At 46.6% G+C, this 26,203-nt stretch carries 24 protein-coding genes and 1 pseudogene; 2 read left to right on the forward strand and 23 right to left on the reverse strand.

The window, feature by feature from the left end; all coding sequences use genetic code 11:
* The first annotated feature begins 112 nt into the window (after window positions 1-112).
* Window positions 113-742: a DUF2306 domain-containing protein gene (locus FHT67_RS16625; protein ID WP_167199973.1), complete on the forward strand. Its 630-nt coding sequence runs from the start codon at window positions 113-115 to the stop codon at window positions 740-742.
* A 134-nt stretch (window positions 743-876) separates the two neighbouring features.
* Here FHT67_RS16625 and FHT67_RS16630 read toward each other — a convergent pair whose 3' ends face one another.
* The 12 genes and pseudogenes from FHT67_RS16630 to FHT67_RS30050 all read right to left on the reverse strand — a co-directional run.
* Window positions 877-3,165, reverse strand: coding sequence for a glycoside hydrolase family 2 protein (locus FHT67_RS16630; RefSeq protein WP_167199976.1), 2,289 nt, complete (start codon window positions 3,163-3,165; stop codon window positions 877-879).
* Between the two features lie 89 nt (window positions 3,166-3,254).
* On the reverse strand, window positions 3,255-4,142 hold the full coding sequence (locus tag FHT67_RS16635; protein WP_132307475.1) for a carbohydrate ABC transporter permease: 888 nt from the start codon (window positions 4,140-4,142) through the stop codon (window positions 3,255-3,257).
* Window positions 4,143-4,158: 16 nt separating this feature from the next.
* Window positions 4,159-5,079, reverse strand: coding sequence for an ABC transporter permease (locus tag FHT67_RS16640; protein WP_167199979.1), 921 nt, complete (start codon window positions 5,077-5,079; stop codon window positions 4,159-4,161).
* Window positions 5,076-6,605 carry an ABC transporter substrate-binding protein gene (locus FHT67_RS16645; RefSeq protein WP_167199982.1) on the reverse strand — a complete coding sequence of 510 codons (1,530 nt, stop codon included), beginning with the start codon at window positions 6,603-6,605 and terminating at the stop codon, window positions 5,076-5,078. The genes FHT67_RS16640 and FHT67_RS16645 overlap by 4 nt, the downstream gene beginning before the upstream one ends.
* 141 nt (window positions 6,606-6,746) lie before the next feature.
* On the reverse strand, window positions 6,747-8,369 hold the full coding sequence (locus FHT67_RS16650; protein WP_167199985.1) for a response regulator transcription factor: 1,623 nt from the start codon (window positions 8,367-8,369) through the stop codon (window positions 6,747-6,749).
* 36 nt (window positions 8,370-8,405) lie between these two features.
* The gene (locus tag FHT67_RS16655) at window positions 8,406-10,133 is read right to left on the reverse strand and encodes a sensor histidine kinase (RefSeq protein ID WP_132307483.1); all 1,728 of its coding nucleotides are present in this window, start codon (window positions 10,131-10,133) and stop codon (window positions 8,406-8,408) included.
* Window positions 10,134-10,399: 266 nt separating this feature from the next.
* Complete coding sequence (locus FHT67_RS16660; RefSeq protein ID WP_167199988.1) at window positions 10,400-11,275, reverse strand: YusW family protein; 876 nt, start codon at window positions 11,273-11,275, stop codon at window positions 10,400-10,402.
* 115 nt (window positions 11,276-11,390) lie between these two features.
* Window positions 11,391-12,026, reverse strand: coding sequence for a PAQR family membrane homeostasis protein TrhA (gene trhA, locus FHT67_RS16665; protein WP_132307487.1), 636 nt, complete (start codon window positions 12,024-12,026; stop codon window positions 11,391-11,393).
* A 269-nt stretch (window positions 12,027-12,295) separates the two neighbouring features.
* On the reverse strand, window positions 12,296-12,451 hold the full coding sequence (locus FHT67_RS16670) for a hypothetical protein (protein ID WP_167199991.1): 156 nt from the start codon (window positions 12,449-12,451) through the stop codon (window positions 12,296-12,298).
* Window positions 12,452-12,767: 316 nt separating this feature from the next.
* Complete coding sequence (locus FHT67_RS16675) at window positions 12,768-13,583, reverse strand: aldo/keto reductase (protein WP_243867260.1); 816 nt, start codon at window positions 13,581-13,583, stop codon at window positions 12,768-12,770.
* A 102-nt stretch (window positions 13,584-13,685) separates the two neighbouring features.
* Window positions 13,686-14,060 carry a carboxymuconolactone decarboxylase family protein gene (locus tag FHT67_RS30045; protein ID WP_243867261.1) on the reverse strand — a complete coding sequence of 125 codons (375 nt, stop codon included), beginning with the start codon at window positions 14,058-14,060 and terminating at the stop codon, window positions 13,686-13,688.
* A gap of 26 nt (window positions 14,061-14,086) precedes the next feature.
* Window positions 14,087-14,335 (reverse strand): annotated as a pseudogene (locus FHT67_RS30050) (carboxymuconolactone decarboxylase family protein); the annotation flags it as partial.
* 183 nt (window positions 14,336-14,518) lie between these two features.
* Here FHT67_RS30050 and FHT67_RS16685 point away from each other — a divergent pair.
* On the forward strand, window positions 14,519-15,064 hold the full coding sequence (locus FHT67_RS16685; RefSeq protein WP_167199996.1) for a TetR/AcrR family transcriptional regulator: 546 nt from the start codon (window positions 14,519-14,521) through the stop codon (window positions 15,062-15,064).
* Between the two features lie 3 nt (window positions 15,065-15,067).
* Here the strand turns inward: FHT67_RS16685 and FHT67_RS16690 are convergent, their stop codons facing one another.
* The 11 genes from FHT67_RS16690 to FHT67_RS16740 form a co-directional block, all read right to left on the reverse strand.
* A complete protein-coding gene (locus FHT67_RS16690) occupies window positions 15,068-15,814 on the reverse strand; it encodes an amino acid ABC transporter ATP-binding protein (protein ID WP_167199999.1) in 747 nt (248 codons plus the stop codon).
* Window positions 15,815-15,857: 43 nt separating this feature from the next.
* Window positions 15,858-16,529: an amino acid ABC transporter permease gene (locus FHT67_RS16695; RefSeq protein ID WP_132307497.1), complete on the reverse strand. Its 672-nt coding sequence runs from the start codon at window positions 16,527-16,529 to the stop codon at window positions 15,858-15,860.
* Between the two features lie 18 nt (window positions 16,530-16,547).
* Window positions 16,548-17,402, reverse strand: coding sequence for an amino acid ABC transporter substrate-binding protein (locus FHT67_RS16700; protein ID WP_481856714.1), 855 nt, complete (start codon window positions 17,400-17,402; stop codon window positions 16,548-16,550).
* A gap of 180 nt (window positions 17,403-17,582) precedes the next feature.
* Window positions 17,583-19,001, reverse strand: a complete 1,419-nt coding sequence (gene gndA / locus FHT67_RS16705) for an NADP-dependent phosphogluconate dehydrogenase (protein ID WP_167200002.1) — start codon at window positions 18,999-19,001, stop codon at window positions 17,583-17,585.
* A gap of 560 nt (window positions 19,002-19,561) precedes the next feature.
* On the reverse strand, window positions 19,562-20,446 hold the full coding sequence (locus tag FHT67_RS16710) for an alpha/beta fold hydrolase (RefSeq protein ID WP_167200005.1): 885 nt from the start codon (window positions 20,444-20,446) through the stop codon (window positions 19,562-19,564).
* A 52-nt stretch (window positions 20,447-20,498) separates the two neighbouring features.
* Window positions 20,499-21,350, reverse strand: a complete 852-nt coding sequence (gene rfbD, locus FHT67_RS16715; protein WP_167200008.1) for a dTDP-4-dehydrorhamnose reductase — start codon at window positions 21,348-21,350, stop codon at window positions 20,499-20,501.
* Between the two features lie 9 nt (window positions 21,351-21,359).
* A complete protein-coding gene (gene rfbB, locus FHT67_RS16720) occupies window positions 21,360-22,355 on the reverse strand; it encodes a dTDP-glucose 4,6-dehydratase (protein WP_167200011.1) in 996 nt (331 codons plus the stop codon).
* 13 nt (window positions 22,356-22,368) lie between these two features.
* Window positions 22,369-22,914: a dTDP-4-dehydrorhamnose 3,5-epimerase gene (gene rfbC / locus FHT67_RS16725; RefSeq protein ID WP_167200014.1), complete on the reverse strand. Its 546-nt coding sequence runs from the start codon at window positions 22,912-22,914 to the stop codon at window positions 22,369-22,371.
* Between the two features lie 21 nt (window positions 22,915-22,935).
* On the reverse strand, window positions 22,936-23,670 hold the full coding sequence (locus FHT67_RS16730; protein WP_167200017.1) for a sugar phosphate nucleotidyltransferase: 735 nt from the start codon (window positions 23,668-23,670) through the stop codon (window positions 22,936-22,938).
* A gap of 49 nt (window positions 23,671-23,719) precedes the next feature.
* Window positions 23,720-25,003, reverse strand: a complete 1,284-nt coding sequence (locus FHT67_RS16735; protein ID WP_132307511.1) for a glycosyltransferase — start codon at window positions 25,001-25,003, stop codon at window positions 23,720-23,722.
* 454 nt (window positions 25,004-25,457) lie between these two features.
* Window positions 25,458-26,039 carry a quercetin 2,3-dioxygenase gene (locus FHT67_RS16740; RefSeq protein WP_208403334.1) on the reverse strand — a complete coding sequence of 194 codons (582 nt, stop codon included), beginning with the start codon at window positions 26,037-26,039 and terminating at the stop codon, window positions 25,458-25,460.
* Window positions 26,040-26,203 lie beyond the last annotated feature (164 nt).

The raw sequence follows: 26,203 nt of genomic DNA on the forward strand, positions 1-26,203 counted from the left end.
TATTGTGACGGTTTGTTTATTATTTTGTGATCATTTGTGCGCTTCATTCGAGAGACTTTCCTGCTATCCTTCGGATTAGCGGTTTTATATCAAAGGGAGGTTACGGGAAGCATTGATTAAAAATCTATCTTTCTACAAGCTGGTTTCGTCTGTTTGCGCTATTTACATCCTCTATTCGCTGGCCAACAATTACATGATCGATCCGGGCGCGGAGGCATTCCTAGGCCACAAGACAGATCTAACGCGGGAGCTTAATACGTCAGCCTGGTTAATGGTTATGTACGTTCATATCGCGTTCGCCTGCGTCGCAATGGCCTCGGGGCTTCTCAACTTCTGGACCGGCAGTTATATGAAGCACCCCCGGTTACATCGCTCGAACGGATACATCTATGTAACTTCCGTACTGATGGTGGTGCTGACCTCCGGATACATGGCCCCTTATGCAACAGGAGGAAAAATAAGCAGCATGGGTTTTAATTTGCTTAATCTGATTTGGCTGGCTATCACAACAACAGCGATTGTTCACATCCGGAAAAAACGGGTTTCTCCGCATCGCCGGTGGATGATCCGCAGCTACGCCTTCTGCTTTACGAATATGCTGATTCATCTGTTCACCTTCATCCTGCACAAGATGATTGGCATTACCTATGTAACGAGTTATACGATAGGACTTTACGGGGCAATTGCATTTATTCTCGTTGTTCCGGAAGTGATTTTTCGAATTGAGAAAAGGCCTATTTGAGGAAGTTAAGCTTAGAACGCGGCTACATAAAAGGAGCTATCCATATTCCTTTCCTAAGTTGTGGATGTGTAGAGTGATTTTATGTCCGTAATCGAAAATAGGAAAAAGCCGCGTTTTTTCGCGGCTTTTATCCATTACGTCACCTTTTTGATTACATTCAATTCCCTATTAATGACTGCCAATAATTCCGGTGGAATATTTGTAATTTGCGCAAACTTCTCGATCGACATAACGTTTTTCGTTACTTCGAAGAAAGGATTGTTCGTCATGTCTCCGAAGTATTTGAGGAATACTCGTTTTGCTTCTTCGTTGCCATCATATTCATCGAACGTATCGAAGGTCGAATAGTAACCTTCCTTCAATTCAATGCTTTCCGCGTTAGACAGATCGAATTTCTCAAACCAATTAACGACATTCCCGGATTCTTCTTTTTTCACATGGATATAACTCGAGTCGATCTCCATCACGCGGCATAGCTGAATTTCATCGCGATAAACATGGCCAAGCTCATCCGTTGCCTCTACTTGCAATAGGTGTTCTCCGATAGCCAAAGAGACATCTTTCACAATTTTCACCGGTTCTTCGTTCGAAATCTCCGTCAGGAGAATCCCGTTCAGATAAACACGGACCCGCCTCAAGTTCGACAGGATCACGATGTCGTTGAGCTCTTGATGCCGATTCACGAAGCGCCGGCCGGCCAAATGAACGAAAGGCTCCTTCGACCAGTAAGCCTTATAAAGATAGAAGGCATCCTTCTTCAAGGCGCGATCGATCGTCACAAGCCCCTTCTGATTTTTGCCGGTCTCTCCTCCTTCCCGCCGATTTGCGCTTCCGAAGTCGAACATGTTCCAGACGTACCCGCCCTGAACGAACGGTCTCGAGCTCATTGCTTCAATCGCATGGCGATGGAATAGAAGCTGGTATTCTTCCGTGTAATCTTGAACTTGAGGCGTATAGGAATGATACTTAGGATTGGTATCCACGCCATACTCGGACAAGATTAGCGGAACATCCGGCTGAGCTTGATGAAACGCATCGAAACGGTCGGCCAAATCCTTAATCTCTCCGTAATACCAGCCGTAATACAAATTGTATCCTACAAGATCCGTATACCGATTGATGACACTTTCATTCTCGACGCTGTAGATATTCGCCTGCGCGGTCAAACGATTCGGATCCAAAGCTCTCGCATATCGAACCAATTTCTGAATCGACCGGTGAGTATGCTCGTTTTCAACCGCGATCGTAATTTCGTTTTGAACCCCCCAGCAATAGATGGAGCAATGGTTGTAAGCTTGCTTGATGAGCCTTTCCAATTGCTCCTCCGCATTCCGACTCTCGGGGTCCTGGGCGGAAGGGATACTGATGAAGGGAATCTCGGCCCATACCAACAATCCGTAACGATCGCACAAGCTGTAAAAATAATCGTCATGCTGGTAATGGGCGAGCCGAATGCTATTCGCTCCAATTTCGCGGATCAAGGACATGTCCAATTCCATATGCTCTTTCGTTATGGCGTTGCCCCTGCCGCCGAAATCCTGGTGGCGGCACACGCCGTTTAACTTGACCGGTTTGCCGTTTAAGAGAAATCCGCGATCCGTTGTGACCTCAATCGTTCGAAAGCCGACTGAAATGTTCCGGGAATCCCTAATCCGTCCCCCTACGATGACTTCAATGGTTGCCGAGTATAAATAGGGCCGTTCTACCCCTTCCCACAGGATCGGATCTATAAGCTCGCTTCGCATTGCAAACTTCGTTTGATCCTCAAACGCCAGCTGCATAACGTCTTCCAATACGGTTATTCCATCTTGATCCTGAAGCCGAACCCTGATCTCTCCTTTTTCAGGCATTGCGGACCGATTGGCAACTTGGCCTTCAACCAGCAATTCGAAGGTTCGTCCTTCCAATTTCTTTGGAGTCAAATAAATACCGTCGCGTCCGTTGTCCGTCATCTCAAAATGAATATCGTCCATGTAGAAAAGCTTAACTTCCCGATACAGGCCTCCATAGAAAGTAAAGTCGGCCATGAGAGGAAACACCTCGTTATGTTGACGGTTGTCCACCTGAATCGCGATGAGGTTCTCCCCTTCCTTCAGATACGGGGTCAGCAGTACGCGAAACATGGCATAACCGCAGCGGCTTTCCCCGGCTAATCGGCCATTGACATACACGTGCCCGATATTTCCAGCCGCTCCGATCTCCAGGTATATATGCTTGGTTAAGTCCTCCGGGGAGACAATCAATCCTTTCTGATACCAGCAGGAACCGCGAAAATAGGAATCTGCGCCCCCTTGACCGTCCGTTTGATTCCAGGTATGAGGGAGCGAAACCATGTGTCCCTCCGTAATAGGCTTGAGCTGATAAGCAGAATCGTCTGTTGTGGTAAAAATCCAGTTATCGTTTAATGATATCGCATGAGACATCTTATTCGCCGCTCCCCGTTTCTAGTTTCTCCATTAATTTGCTCCAAGTTCCGATCGAGATGTTCCTCCCTATTCGAGCTGCCACCCTATTACTTCACGGCGCCGATCGTGATGCCCTTGATGAAATATTTCTGGAAGAACGGATAGATGATCAGAATCGGGAGGACTCCGATTACCGCAATGGCCATTCGTACCGACGATCCAGGCAGTTCCGACATTGCATCGCCTGCTGTAGAGGAAAGATTGCTGTTGTTCGCAAGGAACTGAATATCCGAGATCATTCGGTTTAGTATGTTCTGGATGCTGAACAACTTCGGATCGGTCACGTACGTCATCCCGTTAAACCAATCGTTCCAGTAAAGAATCGCTTCGAACAAACCGATCGTAGCCATGATAGGCATCGACAGAGGGAGAACAATTTTATAAAATGCCTTGATCTCCCCCGCTCCGTCGATTTGAGCTGCCTCGATCAAGGCAGGGGGAACCGAGGTCGCGAAGAACGTCCGGACCAGCAGCACATAAAATCCGTTCATGAGCAAACCCGGAACAACCAGTGCCCAGATCGTATTCTTGATCTCAAACACCTGCGTGTAAATTAAATAGGACGGCACGAGTCCTCCATTAAACAGAAGCGTAAAAAACACGAGGAATGCCCAGAAATTTCGCAGCGGAATATCCTGACGCGACATCGGATACGCCAGCATGGATGTCATTGCCAGGCTGGCAACAGTGCCGACCACCGTAATCAGCACCGTTATCCCGTAAGCGTGTCCGAGCTCGCCCCAATGAGACCATAAATAATCGTAAGCCTTGCTGCTGAACTGTTGAGGGAAGAATGAATAACCATGTTGAATGATGCTGCTTTCGCTTGAAAGCGATGCCATCACCAAGAGCACAAATGGAACGATGCAAACAATCGAGAAACCCATCAAGACTGAATGTGCGACCCATCTGACCCATCTGCTGTCGTTCGGCATCAAGAGTCACCTCCGTTTAGAATAAAGCATTGTCTTTGCTGAATTTACGTACCGCAAAGTTGGAAATAATGACCAGAATAAACCCAACGATCGATTGATACACTCCTGCAGCGGATGACATCCCGATGTCGCCCAAGTTCATGAGAGCGCGATAGACGTAAGTATCGATGACATTGGTCGTCTCCGATAAAATGCCCGAATCCATTGGAACTTGGTAGAACAGCCCGAAATCGGAGTAAAATATGCGACCGATGGATAGCAGCGTCATCATAGTAATCACGGGTATAATGAGGGGAACCGTTATCGTGCGGATTTGATTCCATTTCGAAGCGCCGTCGAGTGTCGCCGCTTCGTAATATTCCGGATCGATGCTGATGATGGACGCCAAATAAACGACGCTCAAGTAACCGATGCCTTTCCACACATTGACGATGGTCAGAATATAAGGCCAATATTGCTTGCTCGAGTACCAGGATATATCGCTTGCGCCAAATAGCGGGAGAATCGATTTATTGACAAATCCCGTATCGCTGCTTAGCATGGCGAACACAAGATAACTCACGATTACCATCGAAATCAAGTGCGGTAAAATGATGATGCTCTGATAGAACCGTTGGAAAAACTTTTTCCGTATTTCGTTTAACAGTATCGCGAGGCCAAGGGCTCCGATCGTGTTTACGATGATGAAAAATCCGTTATAGAGAATGGTATTACGCGTAATGATGTAGGCATCCTCCGTCTTGAACAGATATTCAAAGTTCTTGAACCCGATCCAATCGCTGCCGAGAATCCCCTTCGAGAAACTGATATCTTTGAAGGCAATGATAATTCCGAACATGGGAAGATAATTATTGACGATCAAATAAGCGAGCCCGGGAAGCATCAATAAAAACAAAGGAGCGAACTTTTTCCACCTTCTGACCGAGAAGCTTGTCATGTTCTATTTCCTTCCGTGCCTTTCTTGGCAGCCCAGGAATCCAGTTGCTTCTGCTTCTCGGCGATGATCTTGCCGATACCCGCATCTTTCAGCTTCGATAAGAACTCGGGAAGAACCTTGGCCGGATCGAGCGCCCCGCACTCCAGCGCGATGCGGTATTGGCTAAGAACGTTGCTGACGGCGGCATATTCCGTCTTGACCGATGAAGAGTCGAACGTAAAGCCTAGTGCCTTGGACTTGATTGCTCCGGCGTTAAATGCCTTCATCTTTTCCCAGAGCTGCTCATCGTCTCCGTTGAATACGTAAGATAGGAACTGGTTTCCGAACAACCATCCTGTTCCGGCATAACCGACGTTGCTTGCGTTTACGCCTTGCGGGTAATCAATGACGTTATCGGATACTTTGACATAATGCTTGCCCTCGATTCCCCAGTCTAGCAGATTGACAACCTCCTTGTCCGTATACATGAGGTTCAAGAACTGCATCGCTTTTTCCGGGTTACCGGAATTCCTTGCGATTCCCCACATGATATTAGTGACCGTACTGGTTTTCGCGACAGGCGGGAGCATCTCGACGGATACGATCGGGGTTCCGCTCTGGCGGGATTCCTGTACGTTGAATCCGGGCTTCATGACGGCAAGGCTTCCGGCTCCTTTGCCGGCTTTAATGATCTCGGATTTGGATTCCTTCACCGTAACCGCATCCTTGGCGATAAAACCGGCAAGGTACCATTCTCTCATTTTCTTCAACTCTGCCGCGTATTCTTCCGATTCGAACCAATTCACCACTTTCAAATCTTGTCCGTTATTGAGCAGAACGCCCATATCGTCGCCAAGCGAATCCCGCGTGCTGAACGAAGAGAGCGGGGAAGCGTTCGTGGCGTTGACCATCGGAATCATATTCGGCTCGTTTTCCTTAACGGTCTTGAGAATCGGCTCTACATCGTCTAAGGTTTTCACTTTGCTCAGATCAAGATTATACTTGTCGGCAAGATTTTTGTTCAAATAGAAGCCATAGCTTTGCGCCAAGTCGCGGACCGTTGGAACAGCATACGTTTTTCCGTTAATCTGAGCCGCATTCGCGTAATCCGGACCAAGCGCCTCCACGATTCCTTTCCCCTGGTTGGAGAGTAAGTCATCCAGTTGGACCAACTGGCCTTTTGCGACTTGATTCGCGTACGTGGTGCCTAACATTGGCATTAGGTCAAGCTTCTCGTTGCTGGTTAACATTAAGTTAATCTGGTTTTGCCATGCGCTCATGCTGATCGGCAACAGCTTTACGGTGGCGTTAATTTTCGTTTTTGTGATCTTGTTTAGCTCTTGCTCAATGAGCAATTGGTCCTTCGGTACGCTGCCAAGCGAGAAATAGGCCACCGTCAGTTCATAGGGCTTGCCTCCGCCTCCGCCGGATTCCTCGGTCCCTCCGTTCCCGGACGAGTTGCTGTTATTCCCGTTGTTTGATCCACATGCGGCAAGCAGAAGCATCATGGTAACCAAAGCATGAAGCATAATCATCTTTCGTTTCATTTTGTCCCCTCGTTTCGTTGGAATAAGCCAGGTCCGAATCGTTTGGTCCGTTGCGCTTCCCGGCTCTGCATCTATAATAGGACTTCTTGAATAAGGTCAACTACCCGGATATCGACCTCTACCTGTCACGTCGTCGACCACTCAACGGTCTTTTTCTCTGCTTGTACCAGCCTGTTCCTCGTGTCGGAATTCAAGCGGACTTCGGTTCGCGTGCTTTTTGAAAATGCGGGCAAAATGCGAAAAATTCGAAAAGCCAACCTGACTCGCAATCGCGTGAACGGGAAGAGCCGTCTTACTCAACAGCTGTCTGGCGACGGCCATACGTTTCCGGACGATATATTCCGTGACGGATACCCCCATCTCCTTTTTAAACATCCGGTCTAAGTAATCGGGATTTAAAAAAACATGCTTGGCAATTTCATCACGTACCAAAGGTTTGTCCAGGTTTTGAACAATGTACGCTGTCGCTTGGTCAACGATTGATCCGGAGCGTTCGACGGACCGAAGGCATTCCGCCGCTTTGGCTACGATATGGCGGCACCATTCGAGCATCTCTTTTACCGAACGGCAAGCTTTCTGCGACATTTCAACGGATTTATCGTCACTGAATAATTGACGAGCCTGGATCCCCTTGGTATGCAGCATGGAATACACCATCTGCAGAAAATCATGATGGAATTGATGCAATCGTTTCGCATCCAAACTTGTGGCATGAGCTGATCTTTCCAAAAAAACGGTCACTTCTTCCAACAATTTCTCGGGAGCGTTCTCCGAAAGTAAAACGGACCACAACGGAAGCTCAGGCTCATTTGAAGGGAACTGTTCCGCTAATTGCCCGTTCAACAGATGAACCCGGTTATCGAATGCCACGTTGTTACGGTCGAATGACAATAATTGATCGGTCACGGACGGCAATTCGTATGCATGAACCGGATGACCCACATAACAGCTCAAATCGCAATAGAAATATTGATTGCAACTGTTTATGAAAGTCTCGCAACTTTTCCTGAGCCGTTCCAGCTCGTAGTCACTCCATGTCTCAAACGTTAAAATCGCGAGTAAATTACCTTGATTAATAGGAAGCAATTGCCCGTATTCGCCCAACTTCATCAGTAGTTCCTCAGCGGAATTTCGAAGTGCGTACTCGAGTATAATCTCATCCCTCTTGTTCAAGACCTTATGCCATCGCTTTACGACAATCAGTAACGGAACGAATAACATCCCCTTCGGGTACGGGATGTTGCGTTCCTCCGCGGCCAGGTGAATGGCTTCAGGACGGGATGGAATGGTTCGATTCAAAATATCCAGCCAGAATCTTTCGATAAGCAGCGGTTGATGCTGAACCCAGAATTGACCGTACTGGCTGTACTCCGATTTTTTGTTGTCCTTTTCTTTCTTGGCTACGGCTTTGGCAATAACATTCTCGAGTTCCGGAATTGGGATCGGTTTCAAAAGATAATCGAAGCTGCCTAGCTGGATAGCCTGCTTGGCGTATTGAAAGTCTGCGTGGCACGTCAAGAAAATCGATTCCGTATCCGGATAATTCTCCCGAACCCAGGCAAGAAGCTCAAGACCGCTCCCCAACGGCATTTCTATGTCGCACAGCATGATATCGATTGGAGAATCGGCCTCGAATCGTTCTTTGGCCTGTCGGATATCGTAAGCGGTAAGCACCTTGGAGATGCCGAGCTTGTCCCACCGGGCAGCTGCCTTGATCCCTTCCACCGAGTGAATTTCATCGTCAACAATCAAAAGTCTGGCCATATAAGCAATCGTTCTCCTTTCTAATCACAAGCTTGTCTACAAGGGTATCAGCATCTCAATGAGCGCTCCGGAAGGCACAGCGTTTGAGGCGAGCAAATAAGCCTTTTCCGGATACAGCAATCCAAGCCTTCGCTGAACGTTCCAAATTCCGATATGTTCTCCTTGTTCATCAATGATCCTATTTCCCGCTCTTATTTCCTCCAGAACTTCCTTCGAGAAGCCTTTCCCTGTGTCCTGGACACTGATCAGAAGCCTCGGCTCCGATTCGGACTCCTCTAATTTAATGCGAACGGAGATCCTGACTTTTACGTCGGAGTCTATGGCATGCTTAATGGAATTTTCAACAAATGTCTGAATGACAAGCGGCGGAATCCGTGCGGCCAGCAAATATTCGGGAGCTGCTATCTCGAATGATAGTCTATCGGGAAATCTTAGTTCTTGAATCCGAATGTAATTGCGCACATGCTCGAGCTCGTCCTTCACCGTGACAAACGTCAGATTGCTTCGAAACATGTAGCGGAAGTATCGCACCAAATTTAGTGCCATCTCTTGAATTAATTCGTAATTTCGCACCAACGCTAGATTGTATATAATGTTTAAAGCATTCATATAAAAATGCGGATTAATCTGCAGCTGCAAGTGTTGCAGCTCCGCCTTCTGCTTGCTTAGCTGCTCTTCGTATACGTTGATTCGTAGTTCCTGCACTTGCTGCATCATTCGATTAAACGTCTCGTTCACAAGCAGGAACTCATCGGATGTCGGAAATGGGTCGATACGTGTGTTTAAATTGCCCTCGCCGATTCGCTTCATGGCCACTATAATCCGATTGAGGGGCCTGAGAACCATCTTTCGCAGCAGTAACAAATAGACCGGAACCAAGATGACGGCTGCAATCGGAATCATCGACGCAATGCGCTTCAAATACGGCAAATTCTCTAGCATTTGCTTATTCGGAATCAGCGCTACCAAACGAAAGTCGCCTTTGGTCGACCGTTGGCCAAGGACCAAATAAGAGATCTTATCTCCTGAAAAGTAATAACCTTCCATATTCCTGGATAGATTGATGTTGTGCTCCTTCACCTCTCCGGCATGTATCATCGGTTCTCCCTCCTCCGTGGAGAACAGCGAAATCCCGTCCTTGCCGAGATTCAATAAGCTCAAGGGTACCGAAAGCCTCTCTATGTTTAACCAAGCACCTACATAGCTGTCGCTTGTTTGCAAAACACGGAACAAGTAGTACTCGCCATTAATTTTTTCGCTGTACCACGTCCTGTTTAACGATGCTTTTTCGCTCCGAAGGTTGTCGGTAAGCTTTTGAATATAGCTGCGAATCCCTTCTCTTTCTTGCATGCTTTCGGATCCTTGAAATTCTTCCAAAAGCTCTTGGTTCGGAACCGAATAGACAAACATGGAATCGATTGACTGGAAGTTGGCTATGTCTGTTTTCATCCTGTTGTCCAAGCGGACTTTAGCCAGGATACGAGCCTGCTCGGAGGCTTGGTATTCCATATCTTGTAGATCCGGGTCATTCACGATAAGATTCGTCATATATTTATCGACATTGTCCAGGTTACTATCGATTTGCTCCATGTACATCGTAATCAAGTTGCGGTTGGATTCAGCGACCTGCTTGTGAACGACGCGGATTGCATAGTTGTTGTTGTATATGAGAAATGCTACAGTCGGCAATGTAATCACTAACAGACCGAAAACGAGCTTGAAGCGAATGGAGTTCCATGTAAATCCAAAAAGCCGTCCCGTCATTTGCGATCATCCTTTCTATGTAAAAGACCTATTATGCCCAGCGTAACTCCTATTTTATTAGATCGGTTAACATTAGACGAATACAATCTCGACTATTTCCTATCACGGGATCGACTAATTAATAACTTCCCTAATGTAATAATCACAAGCGCACGCTTCTGTAGATTAGCGTTAAATAATAAGTAATTTATTAACTGCTATTAAAATCAAAATAATACGGACAAAAAAAGAGCCGGATATGATCCGACCCTTTTTTTGAATTTGTATTAGTCCTCGTCATGCTCTTCATGTTCTTGGTGTTTACCATGATTGCCGTCATGGTCGCGGTTCTCGCCTTGATCATCATCATGACTACCCTTTTGCCCGTTATTTTGGCCGTGCTCCCGATCGCTGCGCACTAATTGCGTTTGCTGCTTCTTCTTTTCCTGCTGCTCCTTATGAGCCTTCTGCCAAGCTTGCTGCAGCGCTTTTTTCTGAGCAATCAATGCCTTCTTCTGCTCTTGCTTGGTATGCTGATCATCCGTTGCAGCCTGTGCCTTCTGATTATCTTGAACGGTTGATTGTACGGGTTGAACCTTCGCATCGTCATCACCGTGATCAGCGTCGTCGTCCTTCTCTTCCTTAAACTTCAATTCATCCGGACGGTTTTTCATTTTAATATCGATTTCCAGTTCGACTTTTGCCGGATCGACGGCAAAGTGCGTAAACAACGCATCCATGACCTGCTGCTTGTCCATGTTTGCCTGCAGATTTAGTACTGCAAGCAGCTGCTGAATGAACGAAGTCGCTTCACTGCCTGTAAAATATTGTTTCTGGCCCTCGCCAATTTTAATTTCCACCTTGGACTCGGTTTGCGCTTGTTCATCCTCGAGCTCGATCTTGACTTTCACGTTATTGCCTTCTATTTTCAGCTCCAGTTCCTTCAACTGTTCAAGCTGAATTGGAGCTGTACTGGTGCCCGGTTGGGCTGCAGCAAGCTTAACCGCAGCATCCGTCTTTGACGGGACTACGGATGAATCGCTTATTGTCGGTTTATCCTCTTTCGCTGCGGAAGCATCATAATCCGCGTAGGCTACTACACCGTAAGAAAGCATGATCGTGCTTATTGCACCGATTAGTATATAGGAAATTTTCTTTTTCAAAATGCGCCTCCTAAAATGACATGCATGTTTTTGTTCTTGGCAGCCAATATAGGATTTCGTTAGGCTCGGCTGTTTTTAAGTCCGTATTAAAAAAAGCCGCGATTCGCGGCCTTTCTCAAACATACAAAAAGATGGAAAAGAAGTGACAGACGGATCCGGCGATAACGAAAAGATGCCATACCGCATGATGATAAAGGAAGCCTCTCCATACATAAAAGATGCTGCCAACCGTATAACACACGCCGCCGATGACCAGAAATACAAGTCCTCCATAGGCTAGATGGTCAGCTATGGCCCCCCATGCAAAAACAATCATCCATCCCATAACGACGTAACCAAGCGTTGATAAGAATAGAAACCTCTTTACAAAGAAGCATTTAAACACCACGCCCCCGATCGCTAATCCCCACACAATGCCAAATAAGCTCCAACCGAACGGACTTCGTATCGTAACAAGCAGATAAGGCGTGTATGTGCCGGCAATAAACAAATAAATCGACCCATGATCGAAAATTTCGAACAGATCCTTTACTTTTCCTTCCGGAAAACTATGCAAAAGGGTGGATGACATATATAAAATAAACATAAAAAATCCAAACAGGACAAACGATACGATATGCCAGGCTTCACCAATGTAGCTCGCCCTAACGATGAGCAATACCAATGCGGCAATACTTAACCCGGCGCCAATGCCATGGGTGATAGCGTTAGCCGCTTCTTCCTTCCTTGAATAGACATGCGTATTTGCCATAGACTCCTCCTGATTTGCAACTAACGCAATAAGGTTTTACTTCTATCGTAACATAAGTGCGCGTACCGGTAACAGCAGACGGTTTAGTGCTGTTCTCATGCCGTAATCAGTGATCACGGCAAACTTAACGATTCTGGTCTCCTCCGTTGCTGCGAACACGGCAAACTTCTTGATTTTCTCTACCTCACTCCTTAATCCAACCGCATTCCAACGCAAACCAATTATGGTATAGTTCTGTAAACATATTGGACAAGGTGGTTACACGATTGTTAATCCGTACCGATTCTTATTTCTGCATGCATTGCAAAATCGTTCATGTTCGCCGGAAAGGGGATCTCATTATGACGACCGGCTGGGTGTGCATCGACAACGTCAAGCATGCTGCCGGCTTCTGCAGCACCTATAGGAATAAGCTTCCTAGCCAAGACCTTAAGTCTCCTTTCGCAGGGTCTACTTAACCAACGAAAAGCCCCGTCCCGAAGGACGGAGCTTTTTATGAATTAACCTTTTCCGGTCCAATTAGAGATTCCGTTGGATGGATTAGGCAATATCCGATCGGAGAGGCCTGGCCGTTCCCTTACCTTAAAACGCTATTACGTTTTGTTATTCGTTCACCCTCGATGGCTACGGTTAAGTAAACCGATGTTTCGTCAGACGCTAACCGAACATCAATGACTTTTGTAAAAAATGGCGTAATTTTCCCCGCGGGTGAGAAGGTCAAACGGCGGCGAAGGTATCCTCTTACTTTAATTTTCCGCCAAACACCGGGTAGAAGCTATGTTCCCCATAATGCTGAATTTGCTCCAGATTCTTTAACGTATCCATATCGGTATCGTTGATAACAAAATCAAGCTCCGCATTCATTCTCATGTGATTCGGATTTGCCGTCTTGGGAATGACAACTAGACCAAGCTGTATGTCGTAGCGCAGGCAAAGCTGGGCAACCGATACTCCATATTTATCCGCGATTACCTTCACGGCTGCATCGTCAAGGATTGCACCATGAGCTATTGGGGAATAGGCCTCTACCAGGATGTCTTCTGTCTGGCAGAATCGAATCAGCTTCTCAGGAGTATTGCTCACATGCGCCAATATCTGATTGACCATTGGCTTGATCTCGCAGACGGCTAGAATATTCTCTATATCATCCTGGAGGAAGTTGGAAAGGCCGATAGCCTTTACTTTTCCTGACCTATAAGCATTCTCCATTGCTTTCCAAGCTTCTTTGTTTTCCTCGAAGTAGCGCTTCTCCTCGCGGAACTCCCGCCAAGGCTGCGGGCTGTGAATAATCAGAAGATCAATGTAATCCAGCCCCATTCTCGCCAGCGATTCATCAATAGATTGCATAACGGCCGTATAGTTCTTTAATTCGGCAGCAACCTTTGTCGTAATGAAAAGCTCTTCCCTTGCGACGCCGCAGGAACGAATTCCTTCGCCTACGCCAGCTTCATTCCCATAAGCCTGAGCAGTATCAATATGGCGATATCCGATAGAAACCGCGTCACGCACGGCTTGCGCAGCTTGCTCATTGTCAAGCAGCCAAGTACCTAGCCCCAACTTTGGTATTTCCAAGCCATTTGATAATCTACCGGTTTCGTTAAACATATTTTTCCCACCTTATCCGTTGTTATCGTTTCAAACCCTATATAAGCCGGTTGCTCATTCATCCTCCGGAATAATCTCGTTGACGCATTGCAGCGCATTTAGCGTGCGAGGGAAACCCATGTAGGGCAGGCAGTGTGTGATGGCGGCGATCAAGGTATCTTTTTTGTTGCCAACATTGAGATTACCCCAAACATGCGCCTTGACTTGGCTGTCAGCTCCGCCAAGCGCGCTTAGAATGCAAAGCGTGAGCAATTCCCGAGTTTTCAAATCAAGACCACCGCGGGTGTAGAAGTCGCCAAAACAAAAGGAGGAAAGGAAATCCTGGATATGGATTTGATTGGCCGGAGCCTTCTCGCGGTTCTGCCTGATGACCTCTCCGAAAATCTCGATTTGCGCAGCGTTTTGGGAAACCCAATATAGGGCGCACACTGGTAAACCGCCTCTTTGATCTCGATCGGCGTCAGCCCGACATGAAGTGCGGCATGCACATGGGAACGGAGCTAAGGAAGCGTTTGATTCGTGGCCAGAACCACCAGTGTAATCAGCTCCCGTTGCCCCTCATTCAAGCTGCCCTGATGGAACACTTCACCGAATATAAAACGGCTCAAAATATCTTGAAGATCCGGATCAGTTGCGTATGCTGCCGGAATGGCGTCGCCGAAAAGCTTTCTATACGTATCCTGACTTTTCTCCACTCGATTCATATTAAAGCCTCCTCCTCAAAACCAACAATGGATTGAAAAACAAATTGATTTGTTTATCCAACTCATGTCTATTATTATAAGAGTAACCCTCGCATATTCAATGATTAAAAAACCTTAGTTTGTTGGTATTTCAACATAATAATCGAAATTGTTAATTAACTGAGAAAGATTGGTGGTATGAGGATGGCAAAAATAGATCGAAGAATTGCGAAGACTCGAGAATCCTTAAAAAAGGCTGTTATTGAGTTGATGGCCGACAAAAGTTTCGACGAAATTACCATACAGGATATCGCCGACCAAGCCAATTTGAACCGTGGAACCATCTACTCTCATTATCAGGATAAATATGACCTGTTGGATAAAATGATTGAATCGCATATGGATGAGTTAAGCGAAATGGATGAATGGGCATGCAAGCTGGATTGGACCAATGCCCTGGTCCCTTTTTTCGAGTACTTTGAGAAAAACTTTTTATTTTTTTCGACCATGTTAGCCAGTAAGGGAGCCCCATCCTTTAGAACAAGGCTTCTAGAATATATTATGAAAGGTTTTAAAGGCGAGATTGATAGGGAAAGCGGGAGAAATCAGGACTTAAGCGAAGACGTCATGTTGCAATTTACAGGTACAGCGTATGTAGGGGTAATTGAATGGTGGATTAGAAACGAAATGCCTTATCCTCCGCAAAGCATGGCCAAACAAGTGGGGGCCTTATTGGAAAGAAGCCTGTAAAACTTACGCTTCCGACAGCAAGGAGAGAAACTGCTGAGTCCGTGCATTTTGGGGATTGTAGAAAATTTGTTCCGGCGGCCCTTCTTCTACAATGACACCTCCGTCGAGAAGCATAACGCGGTCCGCAACTTCGCGCGCGAACTGCATCTCGTGCGTGACAATGATCATGGTTCTTCCCTCCTCCGCCAGCTCACGGATGACCTTAAGTACTTCGCGTACAAGTTCGGGATCAAGCGCAGACGTCGGTTCGTCAAACAACAATAATTCCGGGTCAATCGACATCGCTCTCGCGATGCCGACTCTCTGCTGCTGGCCGCCGGAGAGCTGATGCGGGTACGCGTCAATCCGGTCACCCAACCCGACCTTCGCAAGCAAACTTAGCGCCTTTGCCCGGGCTTCGTTCTTTGATCTGCGTTGCACCGTGATTTGCCCCTCCATCACGTTCTGAAGAGCCGTAAGGTGCGGAAATAAATGATACGCTTGAAACACCATACCCGACTGGCGGCGAAGCGCTAGTACGTCTGCTTTCCGGGGTTTCGCGTTTGGTCGAAACTCTAGCCGCGCGTTCCCGATTGCAACCGTGCCTGTGGTTGGGACTTCCAACACGTTCAAACAACGAAGCAAAGTCGATTTTCCCGAACCCGAGGGCCCAATCAACACCAGGACTTGCCCTTGTTCAAGGGTCAGGTCTATACCGCGAAGCACCAGCTTGTCTCCAAATGATTTTGTTAACTCACGCACGTTAATCATGCGGTCGACCCTCCTTCAGCGAATATGAAACTTCCTTCCCGTGTCAAACCGTGGAATACCGTTCGAAATACCGTTCCAACTGCTGCTGCAATAACCCCAGCACGGAACTGAAAATCAAATAGATCAGCGCTACCTCGCAGTAGATTAGCAGCGGCTCGTAGACAGCCGCTGTAATTTGCTGTCCTTTCTGAAAGAGCTCGGTAACCGTCACGGTTGCCGCTAGCGACGTATCCTTCACAAGCGATATGAAAGAATTGGACAACGGCGGTACCGAGACACGCGCTGCTTGGGGCAGGATAATACGGCGCAGCGCCTGTAGTCGAGTTTCTCCGAGCGAATACGCTGCTTCCCACTGTCCTTTCGGAATAGAGACGATCGCCGCGCGAATAATTTCCGATCCGTATGCACCTACGCTAAGCGTGAAACCGATGACAGCTGCCGGGAACGCGTCAATCAGAATGCCAAGACTCGGCAGTCCGTAGAAAATAATAAACAGCTGTACCAGCAGCGGCGTTCCCCGGATAATCCAGACGTAGAACCTCGCCACCAAAACCAGTGGATAAACATCGGACAATCGCACGAGTGCCGTCAGGACCGCGAGCACCAGACCAAGCACGAAGGAGATCAGCGTTAGGGGTACAGTAAACGAAATCCCTGCTTTCAGCAGAGGGAAAAATGAATCAAAGAAAATATCCAGGTTTGTTCGTTCATTCATGATGCAAAGCCCGCCTTTTTACTTCGAGACATCTTCACCGAAATAGGTTTTGGAAATTTCCAAGTATCTTCCGTCAGCCATCATTTCTTTAATTGCATGATTAACAGCGTTGACCAGTTCCGTGTTTCCTTTTCGGAAAAGCATGCCGCTTTGCGACACATTATCCGTCTCGGCTACAACCTTTATCGGCACGTCAGGACGCGCTTTCTTCAAGTCCAGGTAAGACAGCTTATCATTAATGGTTGCATCGATTCGTCCGGATGTAAGCAAATCGATTGCCTGATTGAACCCATCGACCGCAACGAGCTGCGCACCGTTCGCTTTAGCGATATCGCCGAGGTCGCTGGTTAGCGACTGACCGGACTTTTTACCTTTTAGATCGGCCAGGCTCTTAATGCTCGTGTTGGTCTCCTTTACGATCAGAACCGCTTTGGATAGAATATAAGGTTCCGAAAAGTCGTATTTGGCTTTTCTGTCATCCCTGATCGTAACTTCATTTGCAACCATATCGAATCGCTTCGCATCCAAGCCGGCCAGCATACCGTCCCATTTGGTTTCCACAAACTTCGCTTTTACCCCGATTCGCTTCGCAATCTCTTCCGCGATTTCCACATCAAATCCCGTCAGCTTGCCACTCTTGTCGTGGAATGTAAATGGCGCGTATGTCCCCTCCGTGCCAATCGTGATTTCACCGGCCGATTTAATCGATGCCAGTGAATGGTCCGGTGACGAGCTCGCATTGTTACCGTTTGATGCGTCTTCCGTACCGGAATTCGCATTGCTCCCATTATTCTTGGCACCACATGCCGTTCCGGAAAGCAAAATTACGGCGGACAAAATCATAATACCGATGCGGCGCATCCTAGTATTCATGGAAAATCCCTCCTTATTATCGTGGATAGTATGCCAGTTTCTCACGAGGCTTATCCGCCAGCGGGGACGTTTATCTTCCGTTAATAAGGTTCTCTTTCCTTTAAACGCAAAATACCTCCGAGCAGCTGTACGCCGCTCGGAGGCGAGATTAATATTGTATAACGAATTGCGGCTGCTGTATTATTCGTTGTTCTGCAACCATTGGAAATGGAAGCTTCCCTCTTGGTCCACCCGTTCAAACGTATGAGCCCCGAAATAATCCCGCTGTGCCTGAAGCAGATTGGCCGGTAAATTTGCCGTCCGGTAGCTATCGTAATAAGCAAGCGCGGAAGAGAATGCCGGAACAGGAATACCCCTGGTTACCGCGATTGCAACGACTTTGCGCCAGGCTTCCTGGTATTTGTCGATGACTCCGCCGAAATATTCATCCAGGAATAAGTTATTCAACGCCGGATCCTTATCGAATGCATCCTTGATATTCTGCAGGAAGCCGGCTCGGATAATGCAGCCTCCGCGGAAAATCATGGCGATATTGCCATAGTTCAAATTCCAGCCGAAATGCTCCGATGCCACCTTCATCTGGGCAAACCCCTGCGCATAAGAGGCGATTTTACTAGCATATAGAGCTTGTCTTACCGCTTCGATGAATTCATCAGCTTCACCCTCGTGTTTCCGAAGCGCAGGGCCGCGGAGCTTCTTGCTTGCTGCTAAACGTTCCTCTTTCATCGCGGAAATAAACCGGGCAAAGACGGATTCCGTTATGATGGAGAGTGGAACGCCAAGATCAAGCGCGCTTTCGCTGGTCCATTTGCCAGTTCCCTTTTGGCCGGCCGAATCCAAGATCACGTCTACCATCGGTTTGCCGGTGGCTGGATCTTTTTTGGAGAAAATATCCGATGTAATCTCGATGAGATAACTGTCCAGTTCTCCCTTGTTCCAATTGCTGAAAATGTTATGCAATTCGTCAGCATTCACATTCAGCACGTCTCTCAGCAGATGGTAAGCTTCGCCGATCAACTGCATGTCCCCGTACTCAATACCGTTATGCACCATTTTGACATAATGACCGGCTCCACCCTCCCCGATATAGGTCGAGCATGCGTCTCCGTTCACTTTGGCGGAAATGGCGGTCAGAATCGGCTCTACAAGCTCATAGGCATCACGCTGGCCGCCAGGCATAATAGACGGCCCTTTAAGAGCTCCTTCTTCACCTCCGGAAACCCCCGACCCAATGAAACGAATTCCTTGGGCCTCCAATTCCCGGTTTCTGCGCTGCGTATCCAGGTAATGAGCATTACCGCCGTCGATAATGATATCTCCGGGACTGAGATAAGGCACTAGCTGATTAATGGTATCATCCGTTGGTTTCCCCGCTTTAACCATAATCAAGATTTTGCGCGGTACCTCAAGCGACTGTACAAATTCATTGATGCTGTAAGTGCCTACAAAGTTCCTGCCCGGTGCTTCGGCCAGAAGCTCTTTCGTTTTTTCCGGAGAACGGTTATACACCGCTACCGAAAAACCTTTGCTTTCTATATTCAAGGCTAGGTTTTTGCCCATAACGGCTAATCCCGCCACGCCAATTTGAACTTTATTCATTCGTATTCCCTCCACTTTTGCGCGCACCTTCGATTTCATGGTGCGGCTTTGTTTGTATTTTTCTTAGAGCTGACTCTTTATTCTAGCCTCTGTTGCGGTCTAACTTAGTCGGCCAACGGAAATCATTACATCATCTCAACATTCTTCTCTCCTTCAACATCATATTGTTCTATCGTCAGCTCTACTATAATACGAAACTACACCATATACGAAATTAATATAATATAGAGATGGTATAGACGGTGTCTATAACAAATACTTAACGTAAATTTTTGGATCGAATTGCAGCTTCACTTGGCCAGAGATGACGCCCATGCTGGCGCATACAAAAAAACGGATTGGCTTACGCCATCCGTTTTTCAAAATAATGCCCATTTAATCAAATCACGAAACATTCGGAGAGCTAGAAATCCATGGAGAAGAACACCATAGGCATCTGCAGCTCGCCCTCCTTTGCAGGTTAACAGCGGAGAAATATCAAGGAGCCTTTGTGTGCGTCATGCCTAGGTGTTCGACAAATGGCTGAACTATCCTCCCATTTATGTTAAGAATTCGTCCTATTACTTTGTTTGCGCAACAAATTCGTTAACCGCTTGCGTAAATTGCTCGGTGTGCTCAACGTGTTCCATATGACCGCCTCGTTCGAATATGACGAGTTGAGATCCAGATATTTTTTCCGCCATTTCATTTGACCACCTTGGCCCGCAGTTGACGTCATATTCACCGACTAGTATGAGCGTTGGCGTGGTGATTGTATGCAGGATATCCCGTACATCCCACTCATAGGGCTGCCGGTTAGGGTCTCCGGAGAAATCGAGAACAACCTTCCATTTGTCTACCTTCTCCTTAACGCTCCAGTAGTTACCGAAGTAGGCAGGCAATAAGCGGTGGAGAACTGCCAGCGCAGACTCTTTGTCTCTTACGTTTTTCGAATCCATCATAGCCTGCTTTGCATCTTGAGCTTCCGCGTTATCCGGCCAACGCTCTGCAAAGCTCTCGATTTGTTTGAATTGCTCCATGTACAGTTCGGGTCCCATGGAAGGAGCACTGGATTGGAGGATCAGACCGGCAAGTTCGTTCGGGTAATCCAGAGCGTATTGAAGGCCAACGCCACCGCCATGAGCATGACCCAGGAAGTAATACTTTTGAGCTCCGGTATGCTCGGCTACTTTATGCGCGAAATGCGCATACCGAGGCATACTGTAGTCTCCGTCTGGCAGCGCATCTGATTTTCCTGTTCCTACAGGCTCCAAATACACCATTGTCATTGTTTTCTCCAGCTCCGGCATCTGCAGATACTTCCAGTGAAACCCGGGTCCACCCGGATGAACCAAACAAACGGGGCCGTTGCCAGCTACGTGATACACTTGACGCAGACCGTCGATGAAGATTTCATGCTCTCCAGCTGCCAGTGGTTGTTTGATAGCATCATTAGATGTATTCATGCTTAAATTCCTTCTTTCTTGGTTAATGATTATAATTGATTGTAATTTCACCTTACTTGCCATTAACGCCGAACGACTTCAAAAATTCCTCCAATGCTTTGCGCCATGGACGAAAGTCTTCAAATCCATTGGAGTGGATCGCCGTATGCGCCATTGCCGAGTAGCGCGGACGAGGCGCAGGTCGTGGAAAGTCTTTCGTGGAGCATGGTTTAACCTCCGCTTGGAATCCGCTCTCCTCCATAATCGCAAGAGCAAGATCATACCAGGAACAGATCCCCGTGTTTGAGGCGTGATAGATGCCATATTTCTCCGAATGGATAAGTTGCAATAGAAAATAGGCAAGATCCATGGTATAGGTAGGAGATCCGAATTGATCATTGACTACCTCTAACCTTTCTCGTTCTTGAGCCAATTTCAGCATGGTTTTAACGAAATTATTCCCGTTCCGTCCATATACCCAAGAGGTCCTTACGATAAAATAGCGAGAGGAAAACATTTGGACAGCTTGCTCTCCGGCCCGCTTTGACTTTCCATAAACACTTTGTGGATTAGTAGATGCATGTTCCTCATATGGTTTAGTTGCCCTGCCATCGAAGACATAATCCGTACTGATATAACATAGCTTTGCCCCTATGCTTGAAGAGGCTCTTGCTATATTCCAGGTGCCTATTTCATTTATTTTGAAAGCCAGTTCTTCCTCAGATTCGGCTAAATCCACATTTGTGAAAGCAGCGCAATGGATGACGACATCCGGCTTATAAGCCTCAAACACCACCACGCACTGAGCCTCATTTGAAATATCAAGCTGCTTTCTGCCAAGACCTAAAACCTCGTGACTAGCCGAAAAAAGTTTGACAACATCATGACCTAACTGACCATGCGCACCTGTCACTAATATCTTCATGGCATTCCCCTAACCGTGATGTCCTGGCTCTGAAGAGTTACCAGTGAGAATGCTCATCCACCAGTCTTGATGGTCCAAGTACCATTGAATAGTCTCTAATATACCTGTCTCAAAATGATGCTTCGGATGCCATCCCAGTTCGTTCATAATCTTGGTTGCATCAATTCCATAACGACGATCATGCCCTAAACGATCAGGAACATGCCGAATTAATGATTCCGGCTTTCCAAGCTCCTTTAATATCGTCTGCACAATCTGAATATTCGTCTTCTCATTACTTCCGCCAATGTTATAAACCTCGCCGTTCTTTCCTTGGTGCAGCACCAGATCGATAGCATGGCAGTGATCCTCTACATACAACCAATCACGGATATGCAAGCCGTCTCCGTAGATAGGAAGAGGACGATCGTTCAATGCATTTACAAGCATGAGCGGGATTAATTTTTCGGGAAATTGATAGGGCCCATAATTATTCGAACAGCGTGTGATGTTAACTGGCAAGCCGAATGTCTCATGATAGGCACGTACAAGCAGATCGGATCCGGCTTTACTTGCCGCATACGGACTATTAGGGTGAAGCGGTGATTGCTCGGTAAATAACCCTGTTTCGCCAAGCGTTCCATACACCTCATCCGTAGAGACATGAACAAACTTCTTAACTCCAACTTTTACAGCGGCATCAAGTAAGACTTGCGTGCCCCATACATTGTTCTTTGTAAAAATATCCGGTTCCACAATACTGCGGTCCACATGAGATTCAGCCGCAAAATGAACAACGATATCAATTCCCTGTCCAAACAAACGGTTCATTTGTTCTTTGTCTGTGATATCGCCTTTTATAAATGAATGCTTGCTGTCTCTTGGAATTTTTGACAAATTCGTTAGATTTCCCGCGTACGTTAATGCATCTAAATTGATTAGTTCATAATTCGGATAGCGATCCAGCATATAATGAATGAAGTTGCTGCCAATAAATCCGGCTCCGCCCGTGACTAGTATTTTCATGACTTTATTGCTCCTAGAAAATTAGTTCCGCATCAACAAGCAGCGGATGCTCCTGATCTTTACCCGATAAGATAGGATTCGCCGTAGGCCAATGAATACCTAATGCCGGGTCACTCCAAAGGATCCCCCGATCCTGCTCAGGAGAGTAAAAAGCATCAACCTTATATAGAACCTGCGTATTGGGAACTATGGTACAAAAGCCATGTGCAAAGCCCCGCGGGATAAGCAGCTGCCGTTTATTAGCCTCACTTAGGATGACCCCTTCCCATTGGCCGAAGGTTGGAGAATTGGGGCGGATATCAACCGCAACATCATAAATGGCTCCTGTAATGACACGAACTAGTTTTGTTTGAGCATGGGGATTTACTTGATAATGCAAGCCTCTTAAAACCCCGCTCTGAGCAGATAAGGAATGATTATCCTGTACAAATGGAATGTCGATCCCATGCTCAGCAAATGCTGCCTGACTGTAACTCTCCATGAAGAAGCCTCGGGAATCGCCATGAACTTCCGGCTCTACAACATATAATCCTTCTAGCTTTGTAGGAATGAAATTCATTAGCATCAACACCTTACATTTTTAATTCCAGTAGTTGTCATCAAGAAATAAATCCTTGGCTAGTTCATTAGCGTGTAATAACGACTCATGAGTCCCCGCATCTGTCCACCAACCCTTCAGGATATCAAAGGTGAGCTCGTTTCTTTCGATATACGCGTTATTCACATCCGTAATTTCCAATTCGCCGCGACCGGATGGTTTCAGTTTCTTCACGATATCAAAAACGGTGTTGTCGAACATATAAATACCCGTGACGGCATAATTGCTTTTCGGATATCGGGGTTTCTCCTCAATCGAGAGGATTTTATCTTCTAAGAGCTCTGCAACACCATATCTCTCCGGGGCTTGTACTTCCCGGATCAATATTTTCGCGCCTTTGCACTGCTCTTTAAAACGATTCACAAAAGGAGCTATACTCTCTTTAAACACATTATCCCCGAGAATAACAGCCATTTTGTCGCTACCCACGAATTGTTCGGCTAAATCTAAAGCCTGGGCAATCCCTCCGGCTTTATCTTGAACTTTATAAGTGAATGTAAGGTTCATCTCTCGGCCGCTCCCGAGCAGGTTAACAACATCCCCTAAATGCTCTTTTCCTGTTACGACAAGAATTTCGGTGATGCCGGCTTGTTTTAATTTAAAAACCGGATAGAATATCATGGGATATTTACCGACGGGCAATAAGTGTTTATTCGTCACTTTGGTTAGTGGATACAATCTGGACCCCGTCCCGCCTGCGAGAATAATTCCCTTCATTAATATCCCCCCTTACCTCCCGGTCATCAATATTAAGATGACAAGGATATTATGATTTGGCTTCTAACTCGGCGACGACATTCGCGATGGACGTGTACGGATCAAGGGCAGCATACTCCGCCTTCAATCGTTGTGCATTCGCCAAGAATTCCGTCTTGTTAAGTACGTTAAGAACCGCCTCCCGAATTGCCGCCGGCGTTGGTGTTTGGGTTTTGAGATTGATTGCGGCACCAGTATGGGCCGTACGAGCGTTACCCTCAATCTTATCTTCGGAGATTCCAGCCAATACCATCGGCACTCCGAAACTCAATGCCTGCTGCGTCCCGCCAAATCCACCGTTTGTGACGAGAACATTGGTATGCGGAAGGAGGTCGACGAAAGGAATAAATTCCGCGACGCGCGCATTGGCCGGTATTTTTTTGACTTCATCCTTACTGCCTGTCGCGGCAATAACTAGAACAGGCAGGTCAGCCAGTGCTTCTAGTGTTGGCTCAATGAGATGACTGAAGTCACCGTTTGCTACGGTTCCCTGTGTTACAACGACAACTTGTTCAGCTTCTAACACTTCCGGCCACCATACTGGCAATTTAGCCTCAACGGAAGGCGGGGTAGGAAGCGCTCCGATGAAGCGGACGCTGTCGGGCAGGTCTGATCGCTTATAACTCAGCTCCTCTACAGACAACTGAAGGTAGCTGTCGGCAAGTACGCAGCTATCAAGAAGGTACGGTATTTCCCCGACCGCTCCCAGATCCTTTAACACCTTTTCATAAAGCTTCTGTGCATCCCCGAATACGGTATTTTTCATTAAGCCATTAAGCTCGATGTTTCGTGCGCGTCCCTCTTCCGAGCCGTCCGGTTCTAGCCCCATGCCAAATGGCGCAGCATCCATGCTAGAAATTGCTAGCGGTATAACACCAACGACTATATAACCCTTCGCTCGTACGCCTGGGGCACCGTGCAATGCTGGCGAGATTGGGAATCCAAATGATTCTGCCATCACAATCGCCTGGTCGTCTCCATACTTTTTCAGTTCTTGTTGCAACGCTGCATATTGATTCGGAATAGCGCTAACGAAATAACGCTGCAGGTCATAGTTAACCTGAGTCGGCCCTTCGAGAGCAAGTCGCTCGGGGTCTAATAATTCCTCGGGCTTCCAATCGGCTGCACCCGTAAATGAAACAAATGCGGCGCCTGTCTTTTCGACAGCTTCCTTGAATATAGATCCTGTAATAATAGTCACCTCGTGACCGCGGCGAATAAGGTCTTTTGCTATAGACAGCATGGGAGCGACATGTCCGTATACAGGTGTAATGGGAATGATAATTTTTGACATAATAGAACCTCTTTCTTTTGCGCTATAGCAATCATTTCATGCTTTATCTGGAAATCGGCTAGTTCGGCGGATGAATAGAAATCCTCTTGGTTGTCGACTTTTTTACCTGCGCAGTAATGAGATCGATCATTCTCATAATGGTACTCCAACAATGTTTTGTCAACGAATCTATCGCAAACTTAATATTTCATAAATTTTTCCGTTTAGTCATTTTAGGATAGGAAAAAACTTCTTGCAGGATTTAGATTAAATGTTTGACATTGATCAACGGATAGAGAAAACCCTTTGCCGTATACGGCAAAGGGTAGCCTTTATTTTACGATTTGAGTTACTTTACCGGTTGAATCGGATTGCTCTTCCATTTTCCTGCTGAAGCTCGTTCAATGGTGGACAGTAAATATGTTCTGGCATGGATATAGTAGGCTAAAAAGATTCGCTAGCATTCAAGGTAAAATTAAAGACCCGGATACGTAATATTATATTTATTGGATACTTGTATGAGCTTCTGGAAAAACTCAGGAGTAGGGGGCTCCAATTGGGCTTCCATCCCTTCCACGTAAGGGGTGCCCAATTCCTTTACAAAAGAATCAAAGCCTGCAGGGTAGGCCGTGACTAAGAAACGAGCCTTTTTGGACCTCACCTTAAAGGTATGCGGAATGCCGCGAGGGGCGAAGACATATTCTCCGCTTTGCACAAAAAACGTTTCATCCCCAAGTGTCATCTCTAACTCTCCATCGAGCACGTAAAAAGATTCATCTTCGTTTCCGTGGATATGAAGCGGCGGACCATCATTCTCCTTAACCGAACAATGCACGACGCAAAATTCCCCGTTTGTGTCTTCCCCGCTTACCAAGATGGAATTAATGTCGGTAAGGAATAAAAACGTATTATCATTTTCTGACTTCCGGTGCATCTTTCCTGCTTTGCTTTGATTACTCATGATTTCTCCCGGTCTCCTCTTGGTTGTCGATTTTTTTACCTGCGCAGTAATGAGATCGATCATTCTCATAATAGAAAAACCATCCGCTTTAGTCAATGTATCCAGCGCAATCTTAACATTTCATAAATTTTTCCGGTCAGTATTTTTATGTTTAAAACCTAAGAATGCTTAGATTAAGGCATTATTGGTTTACATTTGATTGTTCACTATTAAACTTTTACCGAATGTTCTAATATGATAAAATCATTTTGATGAGGTGA

The organism is Paenibacillus sp. BK720 (assembly GCF_011761545.1).
In the GTDB taxonomy this organism is placed as follows: domain Bacteria; phylum Bacillota; class Bacilli; order Paenibacillales; family Paenibacillaceae; genus Pristimantibacillus.

Coding starts and splice junctions, on each gene's coding strand:
- FHT67_RS16630 (WP_167199976.1), bottom strand. CDS start 3,165: ATGTCTCATGCGATATCATTAAACGATAACTGGATTTTTACCACAACA.
- FHT67_RS16635 (WP_132307475.1), bottom strand. CDS start 4,142: ATGCCGAACGACAGCAGATGGGTCAGATGGGTCGCACATTCAGTCTTG.
- FHT67_RS16640 (WP_167199979.1), bottom strand. CDS start 5,079: ATGACAAGCTTCTCGGTCAGAAGGTGGAAAAAGTTCGCTCCTTTGTTT.
- FHT67_RS16645 (WP_167199982.1), bottom strand. CDS start 6,605: ATGAAACGAAAGATGATTATGCTTCATGCTTTGGTTACCATGATGCTT.
- FHT67_RS16650 (WP_167199985.1), bottom strand. CDS start 8,369: ATGGCCAGACTTTTGATTGTTGACGATGAAATTCACTCGGTGGAAGGG.
- FHT67_RS16655 (WP_132307483.1), bottom strand. CDS start 10,133: ATGACGGGACGGCTTTTTGGATTTACATGGAACTCCATTCGCTTCAAG.
- trhA (WP_132307487.1), bottom strand. CDS start 12,026: ATGGCAAATACGCATGTCTATTCAAGGAAGGAAGAAGCGGCTAACGCT.
- FHT67_RS16685 (WP_167199996.1), top strand. CDS start 14,519: ATGGCAAAAATAGATCGAAGAATTGCGAAGACTCGAGAATCCTTAAAA.
- FHT67_RS16690 (WP_167199999.1), bottom strand. CDS start 15,814: ATGATTAACGTGCGTGAGTTAACAAAATCATTTGGAGACAAGCTGGTG.
- FHT67_RS16695 (WP_132307497.1), bottom strand. CDS start 16,529: ATGAATGAACGAACAAACCTGGATATTTTCTTTGATTCATTTTTCCCT.
- FHT67_RS16700 (WP_481856714.1), bottom strand. CDS start 17,402: ATGAATACTAGGATGCGCCGCATCGGTATTATGATTTTGTCCGCCGTA.
- gndA (WP_167200002.1), bottom strand. CDS start 19,001: ATGAATAAAGTTCAAATTGGCGTGGCGGGATTAGCCGTTATGGGCAAA.
- FHT67_RS16710 (WP_167200005.1), bottom strand. CDS start 20,446: ATGAATACATCTAATGATGCTATCAAACAACCACTGGCAGCTGGAGAG.
- rfbD (WP_167200008.1), bottom strand. CDS start 21,350: ATGAAGATATTAGTGACAGGTGCGCATGGTCAGTTAGGTCATGATGTT.
- rfbB (WP_167200011.1), bottom strand. CDS start 22,355: ATGAAAATACTAGTCACGGGCGGAGCCGGATTTATTGGCAGCAACTTC.
- rfbC (WP_167200014.1), bottom strand. CDS start 22,914: ATGAATTTCATTCCTACAAAGCTAGAAGGATTATATGTTGTAGAGCCG.
- FHT67_RS16730 (WP_167200017.1), bottom strand. CDS start 23,670: ATGAAGGGAATTATTCTCGCAGGCGGGACGGGGTCCAGATTGTATCCA.
- FHT67_RS16735 (WP_132307511.1), bottom strand. CDS start 25,003: ATGTCAAAAATTATCATTCCCATTACACCTGTATACGGACATGTCGCT.